General features: G+C 45.0%; 15 protein-coding genes. 8 read left to right on the top strand and 7 right to left on the bottom strand.

From position 1 onward, the window contains the following. Positions 1-82: 82 nt before the first annotated feature. The 3 genes from rpoB (at position 83) to RYO92_RS03530 (ending at position 9080) form a co-directional block, all read left to right on the top strand. Positions 83-3982 (top strand): DNA-directed RNA polymerase subunit beta, encoded by a 3900-nt coding sequence (gene rpoB / locus RYO92_RS03540; RefSeq protein WP_315369510.1) that lies wholly within the window; start codon positions 83-85, stop codon positions 3980-3982. Between the two features lie 10 nt (positions 3983-3992). Continuing rightward, complete coding sequence (gene rpoC / locus RYO92_RS03535) at positions 3993-7694, top strand: DNA-directed RNA polymerase subunit beta' (RefSeq protein ID WP_308579129.1); 3702 nt, start codon at positions 3993-3995, stop codon at positions 7692-7694. A 270-nt stretch (positions 7695-7964) separates the two neighbouring features. Continuing rightward, entirely contained in the window at positions 7965-9080 is a 1116-nt protein-coding gene (locus RYO92_RS03530) for a DUF4349 domain-containing protein (RefSeq protein ID WP_315369509.1), read from the top strand. 72 nt (positions 9081-9152) lie between these two features. Here the strand turns inward: RYO92_RS03530 and csrA are convergent, their stop codons facing one another. The 7 genes from csrA to RYO92_RS03495 form a co-directional block, all read right to left on the bottom strand. After that, positions 9153-9401 carry a carbon storage regulator CsrA gene (gene csrA, locus RYO92_RS03525; RefSeq protein WP_007157574.1) on the bottom strand — a complete coding sequence of 83 codons (249 nt, stop codon included), beginning with the start codon at positions 9399-9401 and terminating at the stop codon, positions 9153-9155. A 54-nt stretch (positions 9402-9455) separates the two neighbouring features. Next, positions 9456-9920, bottom strand: a complete 465-nt coding sequence (fliW, locus tag RYO92_RS03520; protein ID WP_040649253.1) for a flagellar assembly protein FliW — start codon at positions 9918-9920, stop codon at positions 9456-9458. Positions 9921-10046: 126 nt separating this feature from the next. Then, positions 10047-10625: a hypothetical protein gene (locus tag RYO92_RS03515; RefSeq protein ID WP_315369507.1), complete on the bottom strand. Its 579-nt coding sequence runs from the start codon at positions 10623-10625 to the stop codon at positions 10047-10049. A gap of 86 nt (positions 10626-10711) precedes the next feature. Next, the gene (locus tag RYO92_RS03510; protein WP_315369506.1) at positions 10712-11941 is read right to left on the bottom strand and encodes a hypothetical protein; all 1230 of its coding nucleotides are present in this window, start codon (positions 11939-11941) and stop codon (positions 10712-10714) included. 243 nt (positions 11942-12184) lie between these two features. Further along, a complete protein-coding gene (locus tag RYO92_RS03505) occupies positions 12185-13969 on the bottom strand; it encodes a flagellar hook-associated protein FlgK (RefSeq protein ID WP_304071470.1) in 1785 nt (594 codons plus the stop codon). A gap of 96 nt (positions 13970-14065) precedes the next feature. Continuing rightward, on the bottom strand, positions 14066-14500 hold the full coding sequence (locus tag RYO92_RS03500) for a flagellar protein FlgN (RefSeq protein WP_314833767.1): 435 nt from the start codon (positions 14498-14500) through the stop codon (positions 14066-14068). A 15-nt stretch (positions 14501-14515) separates the two neighbouring features. Next, the gene (locus tag RYO92_RS03495) at positions 14516-14827 is read right to left on the bottom strand and encodes a flagellar biosynthesis anti-sigma factor FlgM (protein WP_007157568.1); all 312 of its coding nucleotides are present in this window, start codon (positions 14825-14827) and stop codon (positions 14516-14518) included. Positions 14828-15041: 214 nt separating this feature from the next. Between RYO92_RS03495 and RYO92_RS03490 the strand changes: the two genes are divergently transcribed. The 5 genes from RYO92_RS03490 to RYO92_RS03470 all read left to right on the top strand — a co-directional run bounded on the left by RYO92_RS03490 (position 15042) and on the right by RYO92_RS03470 (position 21865). Further along, a complete protein-coding gene (locus RYO92_RS03490) occupies positions 15042-16445 on the top strand; it encodes a hypothetical protein (RefSeq protein WP_315369505.1) in 1404 nt (467 codons plus the stop codon). 151 nt (positions 16446-16596) lie between these two features. Then, the gene (locus RYO92_RS03485; RefSeq protein ID WP_007157565.1) at positions 16597-16932 is read left to right on the top strand and encodes an EscU/YscU/HrcU family type III secretion system export apparatus switch protein; all 336 of its coding nucleotides are present in this window, start codon (positions 16597-16599) and stop codon (positions 16930-16932) included. A 22-nt stretch (positions 16933-16954) separates the two neighbouring features. Beyond that, the gene (locus RYO92_RS03480; protein ID WP_315369504.1) at positions 16955-18361 is read left to right on the top strand and encodes an N-acetylmuramoyl-L-alanine amidase family protein; all 1407 of its coding nucleotides are present in this window, start codon (positions 16955-16957) and stop codon (positions 18359-18361) included. Between the two features lie 321 nt (positions 18362-18682). Further along, positions 18683-20029, top strand: coding sequence for an N-acetylmuramoyl-L-alanine amidase family protein (locus tag RYO92_RS03475; RefSeq protein WP_315369503.1), 1347 nt, complete (start codon positions 18683-18685; stop codon positions 20027-20029). Positions 20030-20977: 948 nt separating this feature from the next. Further along, positions 20978-21865 carry a lytic transglycosylase domain-containing protein gene (locus RYO92_RS03470; RefSeq protein ID WP_315369502.1) on the top strand — a complete coding sequence of 296 codons (888 nt, stop codon included), beginning with the start codon at positions 20978-20980 and terminating at the stop codon, positions 21863-21865. The last annotated feature ends 1 nt before the right edge of the window (position 21866 follow it).

Genomic DNA, 21866 nt, shown 5'->3' with positions numbered 1-21866 from the left:
TAAAGGCAAGTTGGGACAAGTTTTATTGTGGATTCTTAGCAAAGAGATGAGATATATCTCGGATATTAGGGGTGAACGGTCGATGAAAAAAAGCAAAATGCATCCGGTGCAAACCGGAAAGAATCTCAGAATGACTTTCTCTCAGAGCAAAGAAGTTCTGGAAATGCCAAACCTCATTGAAATCCAAAAGGATTCCTATGAATGGTTTTTGCATGAAGGCTTGAGGGAGGCCTTTGATGATATCTCTCCCATCCAGGACTTTGCAGGACATCTTAGCTTGGAGTTTGTGAACTTCAAACTGGCTAAGGAAGAGGCAAAGTACAGCATAGAAGAGTGTAAGGAAAGAGATGCAACCTATGCAGCTCCCCTTAAGGTTAAAGTTCGCCTCTTTAATAAGGATAAGGAAGAAATCAATGAACATGAAATCTTCATGGGTGACCTTCCTTTAATGACAGAGAACGGCTCCTTCGTCATCAACGGTGCGGAAAGAGTTATCGTTTCTCAGTTGGTGCGTTCTCCGGGAATTTATTATGGGGTAGACCATGATAAGGTGGGTAAGGAGCTTTACAGCAGTACCGTAATTCCGAATCGTGGTGCCTGGATTGAGTACGAAACAGACTCCAATGACGTATTCTTCGTTCGTGTAGACAGAACCAGAAAGGTACCGGTTACTGTCTTTATTCGTGCTCTGGGTGTAGGCTCCAACAAGGATATCCTTGATTTATTCGGAGAAGATCCAAAGCTCTTAGCTTCTATCGACAAAGATCCTTCTGAAAATTACCAGGAAGGTCTCTTGGAGTTATACAAAAAAATTCGACCGGGAGAACCCCTTTCCGTGGACTCCGCCCAATCCCTATTGAACTCCATGTTTTTTGACCCCAGACGCTATGATTTAGCCAAGGTGGGACGATACAAGTTCAACAAGAAATTACACTTTAAAAACAGAATCAAGGGTCATGTTTTGGCTGAGGCTGTTTATGCACCGGAAACCGGTGAGCAGCTGGCTGAGGCAGGCACAACCGTTAGCCAGGAATTGGCAGAGCAGATTCAGAATGCTGCAGTTCCCTTTGTTTGGATTGACGGACCGACAAGAACCGAGAAGGTGCTTTCTTCCATGCAGGTAGATATTAAGGAGTGGATTCCCGCTTCCATCAATCCTGAGGAGTGCGGTATAAATGAGTTGGTATTCTATCCTGCTTTAAAGGAGCTTTTGGCTTCTGTAGAGGGACAGGGAGAGGATGCGCTGAGAGATGCGATTCGTAAGAACATCCACAGCCTGATTCCAAAGCATATCACTAAGGAAGACATTTTCGCTTCCATTAACTATTTACTGAATCTGGATGAAGAAATCGGTACAGTGGACGATATTGACCACTTGGGAAATCGTCGTATCCGTGCCGTTGGAGAGCTTTTACAGAACCAGTATCGTATCGGATTGTCCCGTATGGAAAGAGTCGTAAGAGAGAGAATGTCCACCCAGGATATTGATGAAATTACGCCTCAATCCTTAATCAATATTAAGCCCGTAACGGCAGCGGTAAAGGAATTCTTTGGTTCCTCTCAGCTGTCTCAGTTCATGGACCAGAATAACCCGCTTTCCGAGCTTACCCATAAGAGAAGACTTTCCGCATTGGGACCCGGCGGTCTTTCCAGAGATCGTGCAGGTTTCGAGGTGCGAGACGTACACTATACCCACTACGGAAGAATGTGTCCTATCGAGACTCCTGAAGGACCGAACATCGGTCTGATTAACTCCTTGGCTTCTTATGCAAGAATCAATGAGTACGGTTTTATCGAGGCGCCTTACTTAGTGGTAGATAAGACAGACCCTGCCAATCCGGTGGTTACCAATCAGGCAGTATATCTTGCCGCAGACGAGGAAGACCAGTTCGTGGTTGCTCAGGCGAATGAGCCTTTGGATGAGGAAGGACATTTTAAGCATGATAATGTTTCCGGTAGATATCGGGATCAGACCTCTGCTTTCCCCAAGACCAGTATTGATTTAATGGACGTATCTCCTAAGATGGTATTCTCGGTAGCTACTTCCATGATTCCTTTCCTGCAAAACGATGACGCGAACCGTGCCCTGATGGGATCCAACATGCAGCGTCAGGCAGTGCCACTTTTGATTACCGAATCTGCAGTGGTGGATACCGGTATGTCCAGCAAGGCGGCGGTAGACTCCGGAGCCTGTGTAGTGGCGAAGAACAGCGGAGAGGTTACTCTTTCTTCCTCTGCAAGAATCTTGATTAAAAGAGACAAGGACGGAGGAATTGACGAGTATAAGCTGATGAAGTTTATGCGTAGTAACCCCAGTAACTGTTATAACCAAAAGCCCATTGTCAACACCCATGACCGGGTAGAGGCAGGGGATGTTATTGCAGACGGTCCTTCCACAAAGGACGGCGAGATTGCCTTAGGAAAGAACCCCTTAATCGGATTTATGACTTGGGAAGGTTACAACTACGAGGACGCGGTTTTACTTTCCGAGCGTCTGGTACAAAACGATGTTTACACCTCCGTTCATATTGAAGAGTATGAGTGTGAGGCCAGAGATACAAAGTTAGGACCTGAGGAAATTACCTCCGATGTTCCAGGTGTAGGTGATGATGCCTTAAAGAATCTGGACGAAAGAGGAATTATCCGTATCGGTGCGGAGGTTCGTGCCGGAGATATTCTTGTAGGTCGTGTGACTCCTAAGGGAGAGACAGAGCTTACCGCCGAGGAGCGGTTGCTTCGTGCCATCTTCGGTGAGAAGGCAAGAGAAGTAAGAGATACCTCCTTAAAGGTACCTCACGGTGCTTACGGAACCGTTATCAACACCATGGTTTATACCAGAGAGAATTCCGACGAGCTGGCTCCGGGAGTTTCCCAGTCCGTTCGTATCTATATCGCCCAGAAGAGAAAGATCGGTGTGGGAGATAAGATGGCGGGACGTCACGGAAACAAGGGTGTAGTTTCCCGGGTGCTTCCTGTAGAGGATATGCCATACCTGCCAAACGGTCGTCCCTTGGATATCGTATTGAATCCTTTGGGTGTGCCTTCCCGTATGAATATCGGACAGGTCTTGGAGTTACACCTTTCCTTGGCGGCAAAGGCTCTGGGAATCGACGTTTCCACCCCAATCTTTGATGGTGCAACCGAGGTGGATATCCAGCAGACCCTCTTACTGGCAAATGATTATGTAAACCTTTCTTGGGAAGAATTTTCCGAGAAGCATAAGGAAGAATTGGATCCGGAAGTATTTGCTTACTTGGGCGAGCATCTTGACCACCGTAAGGAATGGCAGGGTGTGCCTATCGGTATTGACGGAAAGGTACAGCTGAGAGACGGAAGAACCGGAGAGAAATTTGACAGTCCTACTTCCATCGGCTTCATGCACTATTTGAAACTTCACCACCTGGTAGACGATAAGATTCATGCCCGTTCTACCGGTCCGTACTCCATGGTTACTCAGCAGCCTCTGGGAGGTAAAGCCCAGTTCGGTGGACAGCGTTTCGGAGAGATGGAGGTTTGGGCTCTGGAGGCCTACGGTGCAGCGTATACTCTGCAGGAGATTCTGACCATGAAGTCCGACGATGTGGCAGGTCGTGTAAAGACCTACGAAGCCATCATCAAGGGACAAAATATTCCGGCACCCGGAGTGCCCGAGTCCTTTAAGGTACTTTTAAAGGAAATGCAGGCTCTGTGTCTGGATATGAGAGTGCTGGATGAGAATCAGCAAGTAGTAGAGATTACGGAAGATCTTTACGATGCAAATCAGGATATGCACAGACTCTTGTCCGGCGGAGATTATCGTCAGGATAAGCAGGAAAACTTCGGTGCCTACGGCTATACCAAGCAGGAATTCCAGGATGGAGAGCTGGTGGATGCCGAGGAAAATGAAGAGAGCGCAGAAGAGGATGACTCTATAGAAGAGCTGGATCAGGATGATTTTTATTCCTTAGCTTCCGACTTCGGTGATGATGGTGATAACGAGTAGAGGAGGAAAAATGGCAAACTTTCAAAGTGGAAATGAGCCGGTACAATTTGATTCCATAAAAATTGGTTTGGCTTCCCCGGAAAAAATTCTGGACTGGTCCTATGGAGAAGTAAAGAAGCCGGAAACCATTAACTATAGAACCCTGAAGCCGGAGAAGGACGGATTATTCTGCGAAAGAATTTTCGGACCGGTAAAGGACTGGGAATGTCACTGTGGAAAATATAAGAAGATTCGCTACAAGGGTGTGATTTGTGATCGTTGCGGTGTAGAGGTTACCAAGTCTTCTGTACGTAGAGAGCGGATGGGGCATATCGCCTTAGCGGCTCCCGTATCCCACATTTGGTACTTCAAGGGAATTCCTTCCCGTATGGGACTTATTTTGGATATCAGTCCCAGAATTCTGGAAAGAGTTCTGTATTTTGCCTCCTACGTGGTTCTGGATCCCATGGAAACGGGATTAAACTATAAGGATGTGCTTTCCGAGAAGGAATATAGAGATGCCGTAGAGCAGTACGGTTACGGCAACTTCAGAGTAGGAATGGGTGCGGAAGCGGTATATGAGCTGCTTTCCAACATTGATCTGGAGAAGGAGTATACGGACCTTCGTGGAGAGCTGGACAGCTCCTCCGGACAGAAGAGAGCCCGTATCGTAAAGCGTTTGGAAGTGGTGGAAGCCTTCCGTTCCTCCGGAAATAAGCCGGAGTGGATGATTCTTTCCAACCTTCCTGTAATTCCTCCCGATTTACGTCCTATGGTACAGCTGGATGGCGGACGTTTTGCTACCTCCGACTTAAATGACCTGTATCGTAGAATTATTAATAGAAACAACCGTCTGGCAAGACTCTTGGAGCTGGGAGCACCGGAAATTATCGTGCGTAACGAGAAGAGAATGTTGCAGGAGGCGGTGGATGCCCTGATCGATAACGGCAGAAGAGGACGTCCTGTAACCGGTCCCGGAAACCGTGCTTTAAAGTCCCTTTCCGATATGTTAAAGGGTAAGCAGGGACGTTTCCGTCAGAACCTTTTAGGAAAGCGTGTGGACTACTCCGGACGTTCCGTAATCGTAGTAGGACCGGAATTAAAGATTTATCAGTGCGGTGTGCCTAAGGAGATGGCTATCGAGCTCTTTAAGCCCTTTGTTATGAAGGAGCTGGTAAAGAGCAACAAGTCTCATAACATTAAGAATGCCAAGAAGATGGTGGAAAGACTGGATCCATTGGTTTGGGATATCTTGGAAGATGTTATTAAAGAGCACCCGGTTATGTTAAACCGTGCCCCTACCCTGCACCGTTTGGGAATTCAGGCCTTCGAGCCGATTCTGGTAGAGGGTAAGGCGATTAAGCTTCACCCGCTGGTTTGTGCGGCCTTCAACGCGGACTTCGATGGAGACCAGATGGCGATCCATCTTCCTTTAACACAGGAAGCACAGGCGGAGTGTCGTTTTATGTTACTTTCTCCCAACAACCTTTTAAAGCCTTCTGACGGTGGTGTGGTTGCGGTACCTTCTCAGGATATGGTACTGGGTGTGTATTATTTAACCCAGGAAAGAGAAGGAGACAAGGGAGAGGGAATGCTCTTCAAGTCTATCAATGAAGCTATTTTGGCTTATGAGAACCACTATGTAACCCTTCATGCGAAGATCCGTTGCAAGGTAAAGAAGGAATTCTTACAGGAAGACGGCAGCAAGAAGGAAGAAGAAGGTATTATCGAGACCACTGTAGGAAGACTTCTCTTCAATGAGATTATTCCGCAGGATTTAGGATTTATTGACCGTTCTTTACCTGAGAATCGTTTCCTTCCGGAAATCAATTTCCTGGTAAAGAAGAAGAATCTAAAGCAGATTCTGGAAAAGGTAATGGATGTGCATGGGGCTATGCAGACCGCTTTAACCTTGGATGATATTAAGTCCATCGGTTATAAGTTCTCTACAAGAGCAGCCATGACCGTATCCATCCACGATATGACCGTTCCCGAGACCAAGGAAACGCTCCTGGAAGAGGCACAGAAGACTGTGGACAGGATTGCCAAGAACTTCCGCAGAGGTTTGATTACTGAAGAAGAGCGTTACAAGGAAGTTATCGAGACCTGGAAGAACACCGATGAACAGCTTACCCATGACCTCTTAACAGGACTGGATAACTACAACAACATCTTCATGATGGCGGACTCCGGAGCCCGTGGATCCGATAAGCAGATTAAGCAGCTTGCCGGAATGCGTGGACTCATGGCGGATACAACCGGTAAGACTATCGAACTTCCCATTAAGTCCAACTTCCGTGAAGGTCTGGATGTATTGGAGTACTTTATCTCCGCCCACGGAGCACGTAAGGGACTTTCCGATACCGCTCTTCGTACAGCGGACTCCGGATACTTAACAAGACGTTTGGTAGACGTATCCCAGGATTTAATTATCCGTGATCTGGATTGCTCCGAGGGAAGAGAGACTATTCCTTCCTTAGAGATTACAGAGCTTTCCGACGGACAGGAAAAGATTGAGTCCTTACAGGAGAGAATCACCGGCCGTTATGTAGCGGAGGATATCATTGATCCGGAAACCGGAAATATGGTTATCAAGGCGAACCACATGGTAACACCGAAGAGAGCGCCACAGGTTATGGATGCTTTAAACAAGATGGGCAGAAAGTCCATTCGAATCCGTACCGTATTGACCTGTCGTTCCAAGTCCGGTATCTGCGCAAAGTGTTACGGAGCAAACCTGGCAACAGGAAAGCCGGTTGAAGTGGGAGAGGCAGTAGGAACCATCGCGGCTCAGTCCATCGGAGAACCGGGAACACAGCTGACCATGAGAACCTTCCATACCGGAGGTGTGGCAGGTGGAGATATCACCCAAGGTCTTCCCCGTGTAGAGGAGTTGTTCGAGGCCAGAAAGCCGAAGGGACTCGCAATTCTTACGGAGATTCCGGGTGTTGTGGAAATTCGTGACACCAAGAAGAAGAGAGAGGTTATCGTAACCGACAACGAAAAGGCTCAGTCCAAGACTTACCTGATTCCTTACGGATCTCGTTTAAAGGTTACAGATGGACAGGTTCTGGAAGCCGGAGATGTATTAACCGAAGGTTCCATCAATCCTCATGATCTTCTGAAGATTAAGGGTGTTAAGGCTGTACAGGAATACATGATTTCCGAAGTGCAGAGAGTATATCGTTTACAGGGTGTAGAAATCAACGATAAGCATATCGAGATGATTGTGCACCAGATGATGAAGAAAGAGCGTGTCAATGAAGCAGGAGATTCCCGCTTTATCCCGGGAACCACTGTTGATCGTTTAGACTTCGAAGATGAAAATGAGAGACTCATTGCAGAAGGAAAGGTACCTGCAGAAGGAAAGAGAACCATGTTGGGAATTACCAAGGCTTCCTTGGCTACCGATTCCTTCATGTCTGCAGCATCCTTCCAGGAGACCACCAAGGTTCTTACTGAAGCGGCTATCAACGGTAAGATTGACCACCTCATCGGTTTGAAAGAAAACGTTATTATCGGTAAGCTGATTCCTGCAGGTACAGGAATGCGTCGATATAGAAACGTTAAACTTTCTACAGATAAGGAAGAAGTGGTAGATACTTCCGACGTGCTTAGCAATGAGGTAAATGAACCTTTAAGCACAGAAGAGATTTTTGATGCGGATCCCAAGGGATTATCCGGATTATCCGCAGCCCTGAGAGCAATTAAAGAGGGCGAAAACGAGTTATAAACTTAGCTTAAAAAAAGGGAGGCGAAGTGCCTCTCTTTTTTTGGAAAATTTGAAGCACTTTCATACAGCATAGGTCTGAAAGGCTAAGAAATATTTTCATTAAAAATAAGAGAATATGTGACCAATTCCTTCCTTTTACCGTTTATAAGGTAGAGAGAAGAATATTGCAGTACTTTCTGGTCAACGAGATACCGCATATTACGCCGGTGATACTTGTTAAGAAGGAAAAGACTGACCTGCAACATCAGGGCATATGCCAAGGAGGAAATTATGAAAAAAAGGAAGGAAAAGAGAAAAATATCTATTTTGGCAATAGGATATTGTGCCGCCATTTTATCCGCAGGAGTATTGACAGCTTGTAGCGGAGCAAGAAAAGACACAAGCTATAGAGAGGATAACTCTATTAAGAGTGGGGTATATGGGGATGCAGAGGCTGAAAGATCTGATGAAGCAGCTTTTGCAGGAGCACAGGTGGCAAAATCCAGTGCCGGAAAGGATTCTGTAATTACTAAGGAAAATGAAGTTCCCGGAGCCTCTCAGGGAGAAGCCGCTGAGGAGACCGTTCCGGAAGTAAGCAATACTGATTCCAATACGCCTGATTCCAATACTCCCGATGTTACGGAGGACTCCAATGTTCAGATTTCGGAAAAAAAGATTCGTACCGTGAATATGGAAATCGATACAAAGGATATTCCGGAAAAAGCAAAGGCGCTTCGAGAAAAAGTGAAAGCAATGTCCGGCTATGTGGAATCAGAGGATTTTCAGGATGACGACAGCTATAGCGACTTTAGTAGGATGTATTTTACCATTCGTATTCCAAAGGATAAGATGGATGAATTCCTTACTTTCGTGGAAGGAGAGGGACAAATTAAGTCTCGCAACGAGAGTCTGGAAGATGTTCGTTTACAGTACCATGATGCCCAGGCTCATAAGAACTCTTTAGAAAAGGAGCAGGAGAGGGTTCTGGCTTTGATGGACAAGGCGGAAAATCTGGATCAGCTTCTGATTTTGGAAAATCGTTTAACTGAGATACGCTATCAGTTGGAGAATTACGGAAGCCAAATTCTGGAATATGACAACAGGATTAACTTTGCCACCTTAAACCTGACTTTGACGGAAAAGTCAAAGCCGGAGGCAAGAGAGCAGAAGGCGGAAGGTTTTAAGGATAGATTGAAGACGGGATTTAAAGAAAATCTTTACGGTATCAAATGGTTCTTTGAAGCTCTTCTTTTCCTAATCCTTGTGTACAGTCCTCAGATTATAGGAATTGCAGCTATCGTCTTTCTCCTGATTTTTCTCCATAAAAGAGAGCAGAAAGCCAGGGTAAAGAGGGCAAAAGCCATGGAGCAGGAATCGTTAAAGGAGCAGGATAAGAACATAAAGTAGCATATAGAGCGAAATAAATAGTAGAACATAAAACAAAAGTCCCCGGAGAATTCTCCGGGGACTTTCTTATGATCATTCTGGTTTGCTTACGGCAAGATTTTTTAATAAACCGTTTTGTAACTGGAAGATTGCATTGGAATCGCCTGCAACAGCAGAGCGGTTAGCTTCTTCCGCATGGGATAACTCCTCCCGTAAGATGGAGATATGTTTTGGAGCATCAATGGCAATACGAACGCCGTCAGCGGCAGTTTCAATTACCGTAAGACGAATATTATCGCCGATTAAAATGCTTTCATTCTTTTTTCTTCTTAAAATTAACATGGTTTTCCTTCACCTCTTTCTTCCACATCCCTGTGGAAACTCCTCCGGGCTATCTTATACGGCAGCCTTCTGCTTTGCCTGTACAGATTCAAAGCTGCCCAGAGTGTGCTTGTATTCGTATCCGCTTGCTTCAAGTATTACTTGCATGCCCTTATGATTCTCTGGATTAATCACCAAAGGACACTTCAAATTTACGGTGTTGTCCAGGTAGTCTGCCTGTAAAACGCAGGTCACATAGTAGCTTAATTCTTCCGCATCCTTAACCCCTAAGTAAGTAAGCTCTTCCTCGGTAAGGTTTGGAGCATAGTCAGGATCCAATGAGAATGGATTGATGACAACAAAAGCCACTTCGGGATTCTCAACTCCCTGTAAAAGAAGAATGGTAGAATCTTCCTCTTCGTTTAAACATAAGGGAAGATAGTGCTGCACCTCTGAAAAGCCGAAAAGCCCATCAGGGAAATGAAACAAATCCTTCTCCTCATAATCGATAACGCCATAGTCCTTGGTATGTAATTGCATAATTTCCTCCATAGAATAATAATGATCATGTTTGTAATTTTTTGGAGATTTCCCTCCCTCCTTTCGGAGAGAGGGTCGGCTGTTATCCTATGCCGCCTGCCAAAAGCAAGGGACTTCTGTAAGATTTCAGCTTTCTAAATCTATGGATCCGCCCATATCGGGTTTTTTCGGAAAATAGATAAAATCTCCGGTATACTCGAATTTAATGTCCGGCATTTGGGTTACGATGGTCATATCCATCGCGGGAAGAAAAGATAAATCTCCCTTGTGTACCCGCATTTCAAAGGCTCCCCGATCCTGAAGATAGCCGGCTGTTTTTTCTTGTCTCATAGCTCTTTGAGATTCTAAAATCTCCAGTGTTTCTGCAGCTGCTCTTTGTTTATTGCCTTGGATATAGAGATTTGGGGATTGGGTATCAGCTCCTGTAAGGGGTAAGGAATCTGTGCCCGTCTCCGTTCTTTTGGCAGAGACAGCCTGCATGGCGGAGTAGTAAGCCAAATGGTTTTCTACTCTTTGGTATTGCCGGTTTACCTTATACTGCAAAGCAGCAGCATCCTGTTTTCCGGCTTTTTGTGCTTCAATGGTACTTAGACGAAGCGCTCTCCCTCGTGCTTGGTCAATTTGATCGGAAGGGACCAGCTTTCCACCACTGCTTAGGTGAATCGCTTTAAAGTCAGTCGTACTTACTTTGATGAGTTGTCCCATACTCGCCTCCCTGTTTCCAACCTGCTATAGAAACTATAGCAATCGCCTTGCCGTGGTCAGGTTAATGGAGAGATGACCTGTTCTTTTTATCTACCAACGAAATCAAATAAAGAAGACTGCATGATGTTGGAACCAACCTTCATTGCGGCATTGTAGCTGTATTGGTAGGAATACATCTTCACTACTGCATCATAGGGGTCCACACCCAGCTTAGAGGTATATTCCTCCTGGAGAGTATCCATCGTAATATCTAACTTACTCTGGGTAGTTTCCAGTGCGGCATACTTAATACCCAATTCTCTGTAGCTGTCGCTGACTCTTGCCTCCGCATCATCATTTTGGTTGATGAAGTCGGACATATCTTTATGAAAACGAGATTTCGCTGTAGACACATTTGTATTTGTTTTTAAGGCTTCCCTATACTGGTTGGAAGTTAAAATTGCCTTAGACATTAAGGCTACCGGGCTGTTTACCAAGGAATCTTCCTCGGCTACAACAGGACCTCCGTTAGAGGCACCTTTGATTCTCTGGATGGCATCCGCATCACTAAGACCTCTCAGAGTATCGGAGGAAAGTCCGGTAATCATGTTTAAACCGCCGGTGTAGGTATCTAAAAGAGTACTTCTGTCTCTTAAAGAACCGTAGCCGGTACTCATTTTTCCCTGCTCTCTCATAGCGGAAAGAATCATCTTCAAGCTATCATTTTCATTGAGGGCATTCCCGTCCGCATCGGTACCGGAGAACTCATTCTTGTAGTTTGTTCCGTCATAGCTGTACTTAATGTTCAGCTCTGTGGCTTTGCTGTCTCCCGGGAATTTGTGGGTATAGGTCAGGGTAATACTTGGGTTGGTACCGTTTAAATCCTCCTTTAAGGAGAAGGGAACGGTGGTCATATCGTTTCCGCCATAGACATAGAAGTTGTCATACTGGGAATTCAAGGTGTTTACTACGGAATGAAGACGCTGGGTAAACTCTGTTTCATAGGTTCCCACAGTTCCTTCATTAGCATTCTGGCTATCGTTAGAGATAGCGAGCACCTTGGTATTAACGGCACGCATATCTTCCTGAATGCTTAATGCACCTTTTTCCTGCTGGTACAAACGATTCTTTACGTCGTCGATTATGCCTTTCTTTGACTCGGCATCCATGTACTGATTGTCCATTCGCTTTCCGGCATAGTAAGCAATGGGGTTCTCATCGGCTGCCTTGTATTTTCTTCCGGTGGAAACCTGCTCCATAGACTCGTTTAACTTGCCATGAAGATTTCCGACGGACTTTGCATAATCCTGATAATAGGTTCTTGCTGTTACTCTCATGATTTACTCCATTCTTTCCGGATGTTTATCCTTTGCTTCTTGCATGTTACCGGGCATCCTTTCCCTGATGAAAGAAGAGCCGTTTTAGCTCTTTTTTCATTACAGTATATATCGAGCTATTTTTCTTAAACTATAAGTATTTTTCAGAAAAACTCTTAAAAATACAGGGGGAATGGCTACCGCATTGTTACATAAAAATACAGGAGCCATTCCCCCTGTAGCAGGGATAGCTCCTGTAATTACTTATCGTCCAATAGCCAGTAAGGTTTCCAAGGTATCATTCAATGTGGTCATCAGTCTTGCCGCTGCGTTGTAAGAAGAGGAGTAGGTCATCATGTTTGCCGCCTCTTCGTCCAAGCTGACGCCGGAAAGCTGATCTCTGGAATTATTGATTCCGTCCAATACTGCCTTGTTGATTTCCTGTGCATTCTTATTGGCATAGGAATCGGTGGCCAAAGTGGTGGATACATTGTTCATGTAATCCGCATAGTTGGTTTTGGTGTTGTTCATCTTCATCATAGGAGAAGTCATCTGCTCCAACATTTCCAAAACAGTATCGGTGGTATCTCCTCGATTGGTAGCAGAAGCACCGTTTCTAAAGCCGTTGGTTCCGATATGGGTAGTTCCGTTTACCCAGCCTCTGGAAATTCCGATATTGGCTGCGGTAACGTTACTGGGATCGTTTCCACCGGCATTATCCTTGTTAATCATTAAGACATGGTTGGGGTTGGTTACACCGGCATAGTTGGTGTTACCCTTTTTATTTACCTCGTTCATGTTCTTGGTAAAGGTCTCTGCCAAAAGGTCCAGTTTTCCCATATAGAAATCATAGCTGTAGGAATTCATTTCATTGCTGGCCTTTAAGTCTGCCAGGTTAATGGTTCCTCCGCCTCGTACCAAAGCACGTACATCGGAGGTGGAAAGCATATCCAGGCTGGCCTGTACGGATCCGGAGGAGAAACGAACGTCCTTGGTGTCTGTAGTAAAGGTATCTGCCGCCGCACCTCTCTTCTGGAAGCCGGTAAACTTCAACTTGGTATTAAGAGGTGCGTCAATGCTTCCTGCTGCAAGCTCCACCTTACCTACGTTGTTGTGCTTTCCGGAAGCGTCCTGTAAGTCTGCGTCAATAGCACCGTTAACCAGGGTGATTTTCTTTACTTCCGTTCCGTTTCCGGCACTGCTGTCACGGTAAACAAGGTTTACTCTTACATCCTCCGGCCAGTCGGAACGTCCCTTTACATTTCCTGCAGAATCGTAGTTATAGATACGATAACGGGTTGTGGGAGGGGTAGGAGAGCTGTATTCCTCGGAGAAATGCTCCACTTCGATAGGAACATACTTGGAAAGCTCATCCAGCTTTAAGTTTCTCTGATCCTGTAACTCTAATGCAGGGTTTCCTAAAAGCTGATTCTTTTTGATTCGATTGTTTAAGTCTCCGATATCGCTAACCAAAGAGTTAATCTTTTGGATTGCACCGTTTTCGGAGGTGTTGGTTCCGTCAATCTTATGGAACTCATTCTTTTCTGCTTGGTGAATACTCTCCGCAGCAGAGTTCATCAGAGTTGTCATAGCCTGCACTCTGGACATTAACTCACCTTCATAAACAGGGTCCTGTACTTTGGAAGGGTCCTGCATATTGGTTAAGGAACGCTGAATGTCGTCAAAGGAGGAACGGATTCCGTTTACCTTGGTCTCATCCAAAAACAGAGAAAGAGACTTCAAGGATTCTCCGATAGACTCGTTATAAGAGGATTTTCCGTTTTGGGTACGGTATTGTCCGTCCAAAAACTGATCTCTTAACTGGCGTACTTCATCCATGGCCACACCGAAGCCCACATTTACATCGTTGGAATTCATGTAAAAGGAGGTTGGGTTTTCATAGTTAATAGAGGAGGTCTTTAGCTCTTGACGAGTATAGCCCTCAGTATTCATATTGGCTAAGTTATGCCCAACTACATCTAATTTTTTCTGATTCATCCGCAGTGCGGAAAGGGCTGTATCAAAGCCGGAAAAGGTTGCTCTTACCATAGTGTCCTCCTAAAAGGTTGTTAAAATTTAAGACTTCTAAAAATAGGCGAAAAAAAATACGCCTTAAGGTTCATTCCCCTCCGGAAGAGAAGAGTCTTACACCCTTCTATCCCGGAAAGATACTTCAGGCTGTCCCTGAAGCTGCTGGGAAATGTCGCTGATGCGAACCTGTAATATTCTATCGGCGTTTTCTCTGGAATGTATAAAGCGTCTCAGATTATTCTGAAGATCTGCAATTGGATTCTCCCAATCCTCCCGCAATTCTTCCGGAATCCCGGTTAGAAATTCCGTCATGGAACGAGGGGCAAATCCACATTCTTTCTGTAACTTTACTCTTTTTTGCTCTAAGCCTCGAAAACGAAGCAGAGTGGGTTGTGCTTCACTGACCAGTCGGGTTAACTCCTCCAAATCATTTTTAGATGCGGAGACAGTTAAGGAATCCTCCAAGTCACATAAAGCAGAAACAAGAGAGGAAAGCTCCGAAAATACGGGCAGGAGCTGTTCCCACTTTTCTCTGTTGGAAATAGTCATAATTCTTCCTCTGTATTAATCTTTATATCCTAACATCTTCTCAGCGATACGCTGTGCATTAGGACGATAGGTTCCTGCCTGAACTTGCTGATGAAGTTCTGCTACTCTTTTGTCAGAGGCACTTACGCGAAGAGAGTCGTTGGTAGCTTTAGACAAAGCTGCTGCAAAGCTTCTGTCGTCTACAACGTTTCCCTTAGAAAGGGACAATCTGTCTACATCCGCTTTCTGTGTAGCTTCTACCTGGTCTACCGGCTTCTGTGGTAGTGCTGCCTGACGAGTTTGATAATCTACTCGAGTGTTAAAATCAGGTCTGATAGAAAAGTTCATTTTTTGTCCTCCTGGGTTTTCCCGTTAAATGGCTCCAAGTTTCTTCCTTGCATATCAGAAACTCTTGGGGTATACTTCCCTTCACAAGAAAAATTTTATGAATGAAACCCCTTCTTCCTCTACTATATCGGCGAGTTTTTTGTCGATATAAGGAATAGTCCATTAAAATTGCAATTTTTTTGAAATCATTTTATTTTACATCCAAGGAGGGAAAATGGCAAACATTTTACAGGTAAGTTCTTCCCCGATTACCCCGGATCCATCGATTAATCAGAGAATATCACAAGATCCTTCTATAAAGAATCCGGTTTCCCCGGGTACGGTGAATCGTGCAGACGGTCAGAATACCGGACAAACCGGCACCGCTACCGGAGAGGGAAGCTTTTCCGGCGTAGATTTTGAAGGGAACTATGCCGCCTTTTTAAAGGAGCTTTCTCAAACGGCGAATCTTCCTAAAGCATTGGAGACGGTGCTTTTTGGTGACGGCGCTCTGGCGCTTTCCCAGGAAAAGGGCGAAATCGGTCAGGTAATGGAGGAGCTTTTCTCTTCTATGGAGATGGAAAGCCCTGAGGATTTGAAAGCATTTTTACAGGATCAGCAGAAGGCCCAGATCAAATTTTCCGGAAATCTCTTTAATAATTTAAGAGGAATGTTAAGCAGCAATATTTCTCCTTCCTTAAAGAATGCGATTTTGAATTTCGGAAAGACTTATAACGACTTCGCGTCTTCCGGACATTTTCTGCAGCAGATGGAAACCATTGCGGGAGATATTGATAAGATGCTGCTTCCCTCCTTTCAGGGAGAGTTTGAGGACCTGCTGTCCCAGCTTAATTTTCAGGCTGAGCCGGGAAAGACGGAGGAAAATACTTCCTTAATTAATAATCAGATTATTCCTTTCATGTCCAACTACATTTCCAGAACCCATGACTACGGGGCGGTAAGAAATGCGGTGGTGATGTTTATTTTGTATGCGGTTAAGTATGAAAACGGCTCCGAGGAGCTTTTGGCAAAGCAAAAGGATGCTTTGATGAATAATCCTGACTTCCGTCTTTTGTTTAAGGGAAATCCGGAGGAAGCATTTAAGGAACTCGTAGATCAGGTTAAAGGGCAGGAAGAGAATGCCTTCCCCAAGCTGTTTACGGACTTTTTGAAGGCCGGTGCGGAGGGAAAGGCGGGAACGGAAAATATTTCCCACTTCCAGGAGGTTTTGCACGGCTTATTGGTCAACGAAAGTGTATATATGCCCCTGCAGCATTTGGTGATGCCTTTCCGTTACGATGATAAGGATGTGATGAGTGAGATGTGGGTAGAGCAGGAAGCAAAGGACGGTGCCGGCGGAAAGCTGACCAAGATGCTTTTGAAGTTCAACATTCAAAGCCTGGGAAATTTTGAAATCATTTCCGGTATTTCCGACATGCGAGTGGATTTACAGCTCTTTATGCCGGAGGAGCTTATGGATAAGCAGAAGGATGTGGAGGATGTACTTTCCCATATCTTAAGAAGAAACGGGCTTTCCGTAGCGAATCTTGGGGTATACCAGAAGACCAGAGACTTCCGGATTCAGGAAGTTTTCCCGGAGATAAAGGAAGCGGAGAAGGGCTTAAACGTAAGGATTTAAAGCAAAGTAGAGTAAACTTCAAGGAAGGATTATCGAGCCTTATTTGTTATATGTCGTAAATTTAAGTGTAAGGATTTTGTTAAGGAAAGGTCCTTTTCAAGGAAGAAAAAACTGTCGATAGAATACTATCTTCAGGAATAAAGGAGAGAAAGTGGCAGACTTTAGTAAGATAATGGAGAAAAAGGCGGCAGCCTTAAAGTATGATAATGAGAAAAACGGCGCCCCTATGATTGTGGCGGCCGGTATGGGCCACATGGCGGAAAAAATTACGGAAACCGCAATGAAGTCAGGCGTCCCCGTCTATGAAGACGACAGTTTGGCTTCTCTTCTTACCCAAATGAAACTGGGAGCAGAAATTCCTGAGGAATTGTTTCAGGCGATAGTGGAGATCTATATCTATTTCCTCGGCTTTACCGGGGATCCGGAGAAGGATCGAGCAGAACGGGAACGAAGAAGGGAAGAACGGAAAAACAATCTCTCTTCTTAGTTTCTTAAGAAGAGGAGTAATCATGAAGGACAATTTTTTGCGTTTTTTGGAAAAAGGGATAGCTCTCTTAGGACTATGCCTTTTTTTCTTGTATTTCAGCGGCGTGGTGAGCTTTGCAGCTTCTAAACCGATTAACAGCATTCACATTCAGATTTACTCAAAGCTTGAGTCAGGAGACAGTCCCGGAGAAATTTTCATCGAAAAGGGAGAAATTCAAAAGCATGAGGTGACCGTAAGAGGAAAGAGTTCTCTTTTTACTATTACCGCTGCAGAGTGGGGAGGGCAGAATAAGTCCACCGTTAAGGTAGGAGAGGAATTGGAATTACTGCTTACCCTAAGCCCCACTGATGTGACCGGCAATTATTTTCTGGCTTCCTATCGGGCCAGCTCCTTCCATATTACGGGAGGATATTATGTTTCCGCCAAAAGAGAGGGTGACGATCTGGTTTTGACTTTGAAAATGAAGGCCGTGGAAGGAGCCTATGACGCCCCGGTTTCCGTGGACTGGAATGAGAAAAGCCTGGGATCTGTTCGTTGGCAACCGGGAGAAGTGGATTCCGGCGTTTATTCGGTTCAACTTTTTCGAGACGGTACCAGAATTCACGAAATAGAAAAGCTTTCCGGAAATCAGTATAATTTTTATCCTTATATGACAAAGGCCGGACGTTACATGGTGAAGGTAAAAACCCTGGTGAAGGATGCCAAGGAAAGAAAATATGCCAGAGGCAGCGGATATACCGAATCCTCCGATTTGAAAATTCGAGACAGAGATGTTTCGGACGGTAAAGGAAAAGAAGGAGAGAAGGTTCAAGCGGGAACGGAGAAAAAAATCGGCTGGGAAGAAACGGACGGAAGCTATATTTTCCGCCTGCCCAGTGGGGAGCTCTATAAGGGATGGGGAAAAATTGACGGATACTGGTACTATTTCCAGCCGGACGGCAAGATGGTGAAGGGCTGGCAGAAAATCCAGGACAAATGGTATTTCTTCCAGGAAAGCGGAGCCATGGCTGTGGGCTGGGTGAAGGATCAGGACCGGTGGTATTATCTGCTTCCGGAGACGGAGGCCGCCAACGGTCAAGTGGCAGGAGAGATGTTTTCCGGAGACTGGAGAGTCATCCAGGGCAGATATTATTATTTTGAAGCAGACGGAAAAATGCACACCGGCTGGCTGTTCTGGCAGGGCAGATGGTACTACTGCAATGAACTGGACAACAGTTTATTGGGGGTAATGTTTACCGGCTTCTTGACCAGAAACGAAAAGACCTATTATTTAAACAGCAATGGAGCCATGGAAACCGGTTGGCAGAAAATTGACGGGGATTGGCGCTATTTCCAAGAGGAGAGCGGAGAAATGCTGAAAAATACCTCTGTAGGCGGTTTTCCTTTAAATGGGGACGGGATTTTCCTGCAGGGAGAATTTGGAAGATAAAGGGGTATTTTGTCAAATCATTGTTTTAGCTCATGTCATTATTTTAGCTCATATCATTTTTATGCCCCAATCAAAGTTTTTTGGGAAAAGCGTATTTTGCAAAAAATGTACTTTTTGACGGATAATTAAGAAAATAGAATTGAGTATTTTGCGAAAAAGAAGTATTATGATAGTTAGAAAAAAGTTTTTTCAAGATTAGTGAAGAAATTTCAAGAATCATTGTACTTATTGAAATTTTAAATTTATAAAATTTAAGAAAAAACCGATAAATACAATGGAGAAAATGGAGAAGATTGGAGAAGAAAGCTTAAGGAGATAGCGATGAAGAAGAAGGATCTGATCAATTTTGAAGGAAAATGGAAGGGAAAAGAAAAAGACGCTAATGGCTTTGGGGGCAGAGAAATGCAATTCCTGGAGCTGGCGGAACGACTTATTCTCTTTTTATTACTCCTGTGGCTCTTCTTAATTCCATTTGAGAATAGGGCCAGAGCGGCGGATTCCACCGTGGTGGAATCGGTCAGCATTGACTTCCAGAGTCAGTACGGAGATGCGGAGGAAATTATTCCTCCTGAGATCAAGGTGCTGGAGAATTATGTGGAAATTCGTTCCATCCAATATAGAAAAAATTTTGAATCCTGGGTACCGGCTCAGAAGGTAAGAGTGGAAGTGCTTTTGGGAACCAAGGACAACAAGGTATTTGCTGCAAATTTCAATAAGAGCAAAGTCAATGTTTCCGGTGCCAATTTTGTGGAGGCCAGCCCCAGAGGCTCGGAGCTTTTGCTGAAGCTGGATTACATTCCCCGAATGGTGTTGGGAAGAACCTCCCGCGCCGGTTGGAACAAAGCCCATACCATGGCGATTTGGAAAAAAGTAAGCTATGCTCCTGCCTATACGGTGGTATTGTATGGGGACGATAAGAAGATTACCGAATTTACCAACGTAAAGACCACATTTTTGGATTTATCCAAGGCGATGTCGGATTTACGAAAGACCTATTATTATGAGGTTAAGGCAACTCCCTCCACCGATGAGGAAAAGCAGTATATGAAGGATGGAGAGTTTGTCACCGCTTCCACAGAAGAACTACAGGAGCCGGAGGGAAGCAATCCGGTGAGTGCTTCGGAAAATGAGAAAAGCATTGATGATGCTTTGTTAGAAGGAAACGGCGTTGCCCCCAATTCCTGGCGATATGTAGGAAGACATTGGTACTTTATCGATGAAAACGGTAAAGTGAAAAAGGGCTGGCTGGAGCGTAACGGTGCTTGGTTCTTTATGGATCAGCAGGGGGTTATGCAAACCGGAATCACCAAAACCGGTGAGGATAAATATGCTTTTTTCAAGGAAGACGGCACCATGGCGGCAAACACTTGGTTACAGGTGGATCCGGAAACCTGGTACCTCTTCGGAACAGACGGCTATATGATTTTCGGATGGTGGCAAAACAGCCGAGGCCAGTGGTACTATATGAATAAGGATTTGCAGGGAAAAATGCAGATTGGCTGGCTGTTAAAGGATCAGGAATGGTACTACATGGATAAGACCGGTGCTATGCAAACCGGATTCCAGGTGATTAACGGAAAGAAATATTACTTTGACGGGCAGGGAAAAATGCTGAAGAACACCACTGTAGAAGGCGTGGTATTGGGAGCAGACGGCGCTGCCGCATAATAAAAAGCAGGGGCGAAAGCCCTTGCTTTTTCAATGGAAAAGAAGCTTTGCATGGTCAAGGAGAGATTTTCTGCAATAAGAGTTAGGGAAACCGGCAAGGGGAGGGAGACTTCTTTTCTCAGGCACGCTCCCGCTAAGCTCGGCTCATAGCGGTACTAAGCTCGAAGCACTACGTTTCCTTCGAGCAAGTACCGATGGCCTCACATTGCCTTCAAAAAGAAGTACTCCTCCCCTCTGCCGGAATGCCTTGAAGTGCTAATGTGAAAAAGAAAATCCTTTCAATGAGATGGAAAAGCTTGATTTTCCAATAAAAAAATCTTCGGGTTTCAGGAAAAGGAGGAATTTTTGCAAAAAGGTTTGGAGCAACCGGCAAGGGAAGGGAGACTTCTTTTCTTTTCCGGTATACCGACATACAGTAAAGTAGAGAGCAGTACTCCTTTAAAGGGAATGTGAGGGGGCGCAACATGTGATAGTGTCATTTGTTTTTTGGGAGTGGCAGTATACAGTAAAGCAGAGAAGTGGTACTCCTTTAAAGGGAATGTGAGGGGGCGCGACATGTGATAGTGTCATTTGTTTTTGGGGGTGGCAGTATACAGTAAAGCAGAGAAGTGGTACTCCTTTAAAGGCAATGTGAGGCCGTCGGTACTTGCACTAAGTGCTTTTCTTAGTGCTTAGTACCGCTACGAGCCGAGCTTAGCGAGAGCGTGCCTGAAAAGGAGTACCACTTCTCTGCTTTACGTATTTCCCGCCTCCCTGAAAAAGAGTCCTACTCCCTGCTTTACGTAGCCTACACCTGCAAAGGAGTCCTACTCCTACTTTCCCTTGCAAATTCCCTGTAAAGATTTATAAAACCATCCCATCTTGCCGATAAAAGAAAAGATAGTGCAAATAGAACTGGAACAAATGACGTTTCACCATATATTTTACAGGAAAAGGGTAAAGATTTAGATGGCAAATGGAATTTCAATCTTAAATGACATTCAGAATCAGAATGCTGTGCAGGCGCAGTCTGCACTGAATACAAAAACACAGGGTACCACAGGAACTTCTTTCGCCTCCGTAATGCAAAATGTGCAGAAGCAAAAGTCCGTGCCTGCAGGTGCGGCTAAATATGATGCCATTTTTGAAGAAGCCAGCAGAACCTACGGGGTATCCAAATCTCTTTTGATTGCGGTTGCCAAGGCGGAGTCAAACTTTAATCCTAACGATGTTTCTCATGCAGGAGCTTCCGGAATTATGCAGCTCATGCCGGGCACTGCCAAGAGTCTGGGGGTAAAGAATGTTTTCGATCCCTATGAAAATATTATGGGTGGAGCGAAGTTGTTACGGGATAATATCAAAAGCTTCGGTTCCGTACCTTTGGCTTTGGCTGCCTACAATGCAGGCCCCGGCGCGGTGAAAAAATACAATGGAGTGCCTCCCTATAAGGAGACTCAGAACTATGTAAAGAAAATCATGGCTGATCTGGGGGATTCCGCGTACAATGTAAAAAGTAATTATTTCGGACAGGGCAGCAGCACAAGTAGCTACGGAAGCTCTTCAAGCAGTATTTCCGCAAACAGCTTGCTGTCTACAGGGGGCTTGGGGGCTTTAAGCGGTTCTTCCAACAACCTCTTTTCCGGCCTGGGATTATCAGGAGGTCAAAATGTTCTTTTCTCCGGAGTGCTTCAGTCTATTCTTAGCAATGCGCTTTTAAATTCCGGGAGAGAAGCGGCAGCGGGAGACGGAGCGGACAATGGTACGGTAACACTGGATAAAAAGAGCTTTCAAAGCTTAGTTTCTCTATTACAAATGCAGATGATGATGCCATCCCGTATCGGGGAAATTTCGGATTGAT

This window comes from Oribacterium sinus, assembly GCF_963553175.1.
Classification (GTDB): Bacteria; Bacillota; Clostridia; order Lachnospirales; family Lachnospiraceae; genus Oribacterium; species Oribacterium sinus_B.
Note: the sequence above shows the minus strand (reverse complement) of the source record. Positions and strands in the feature narration are given on the sequence as shown.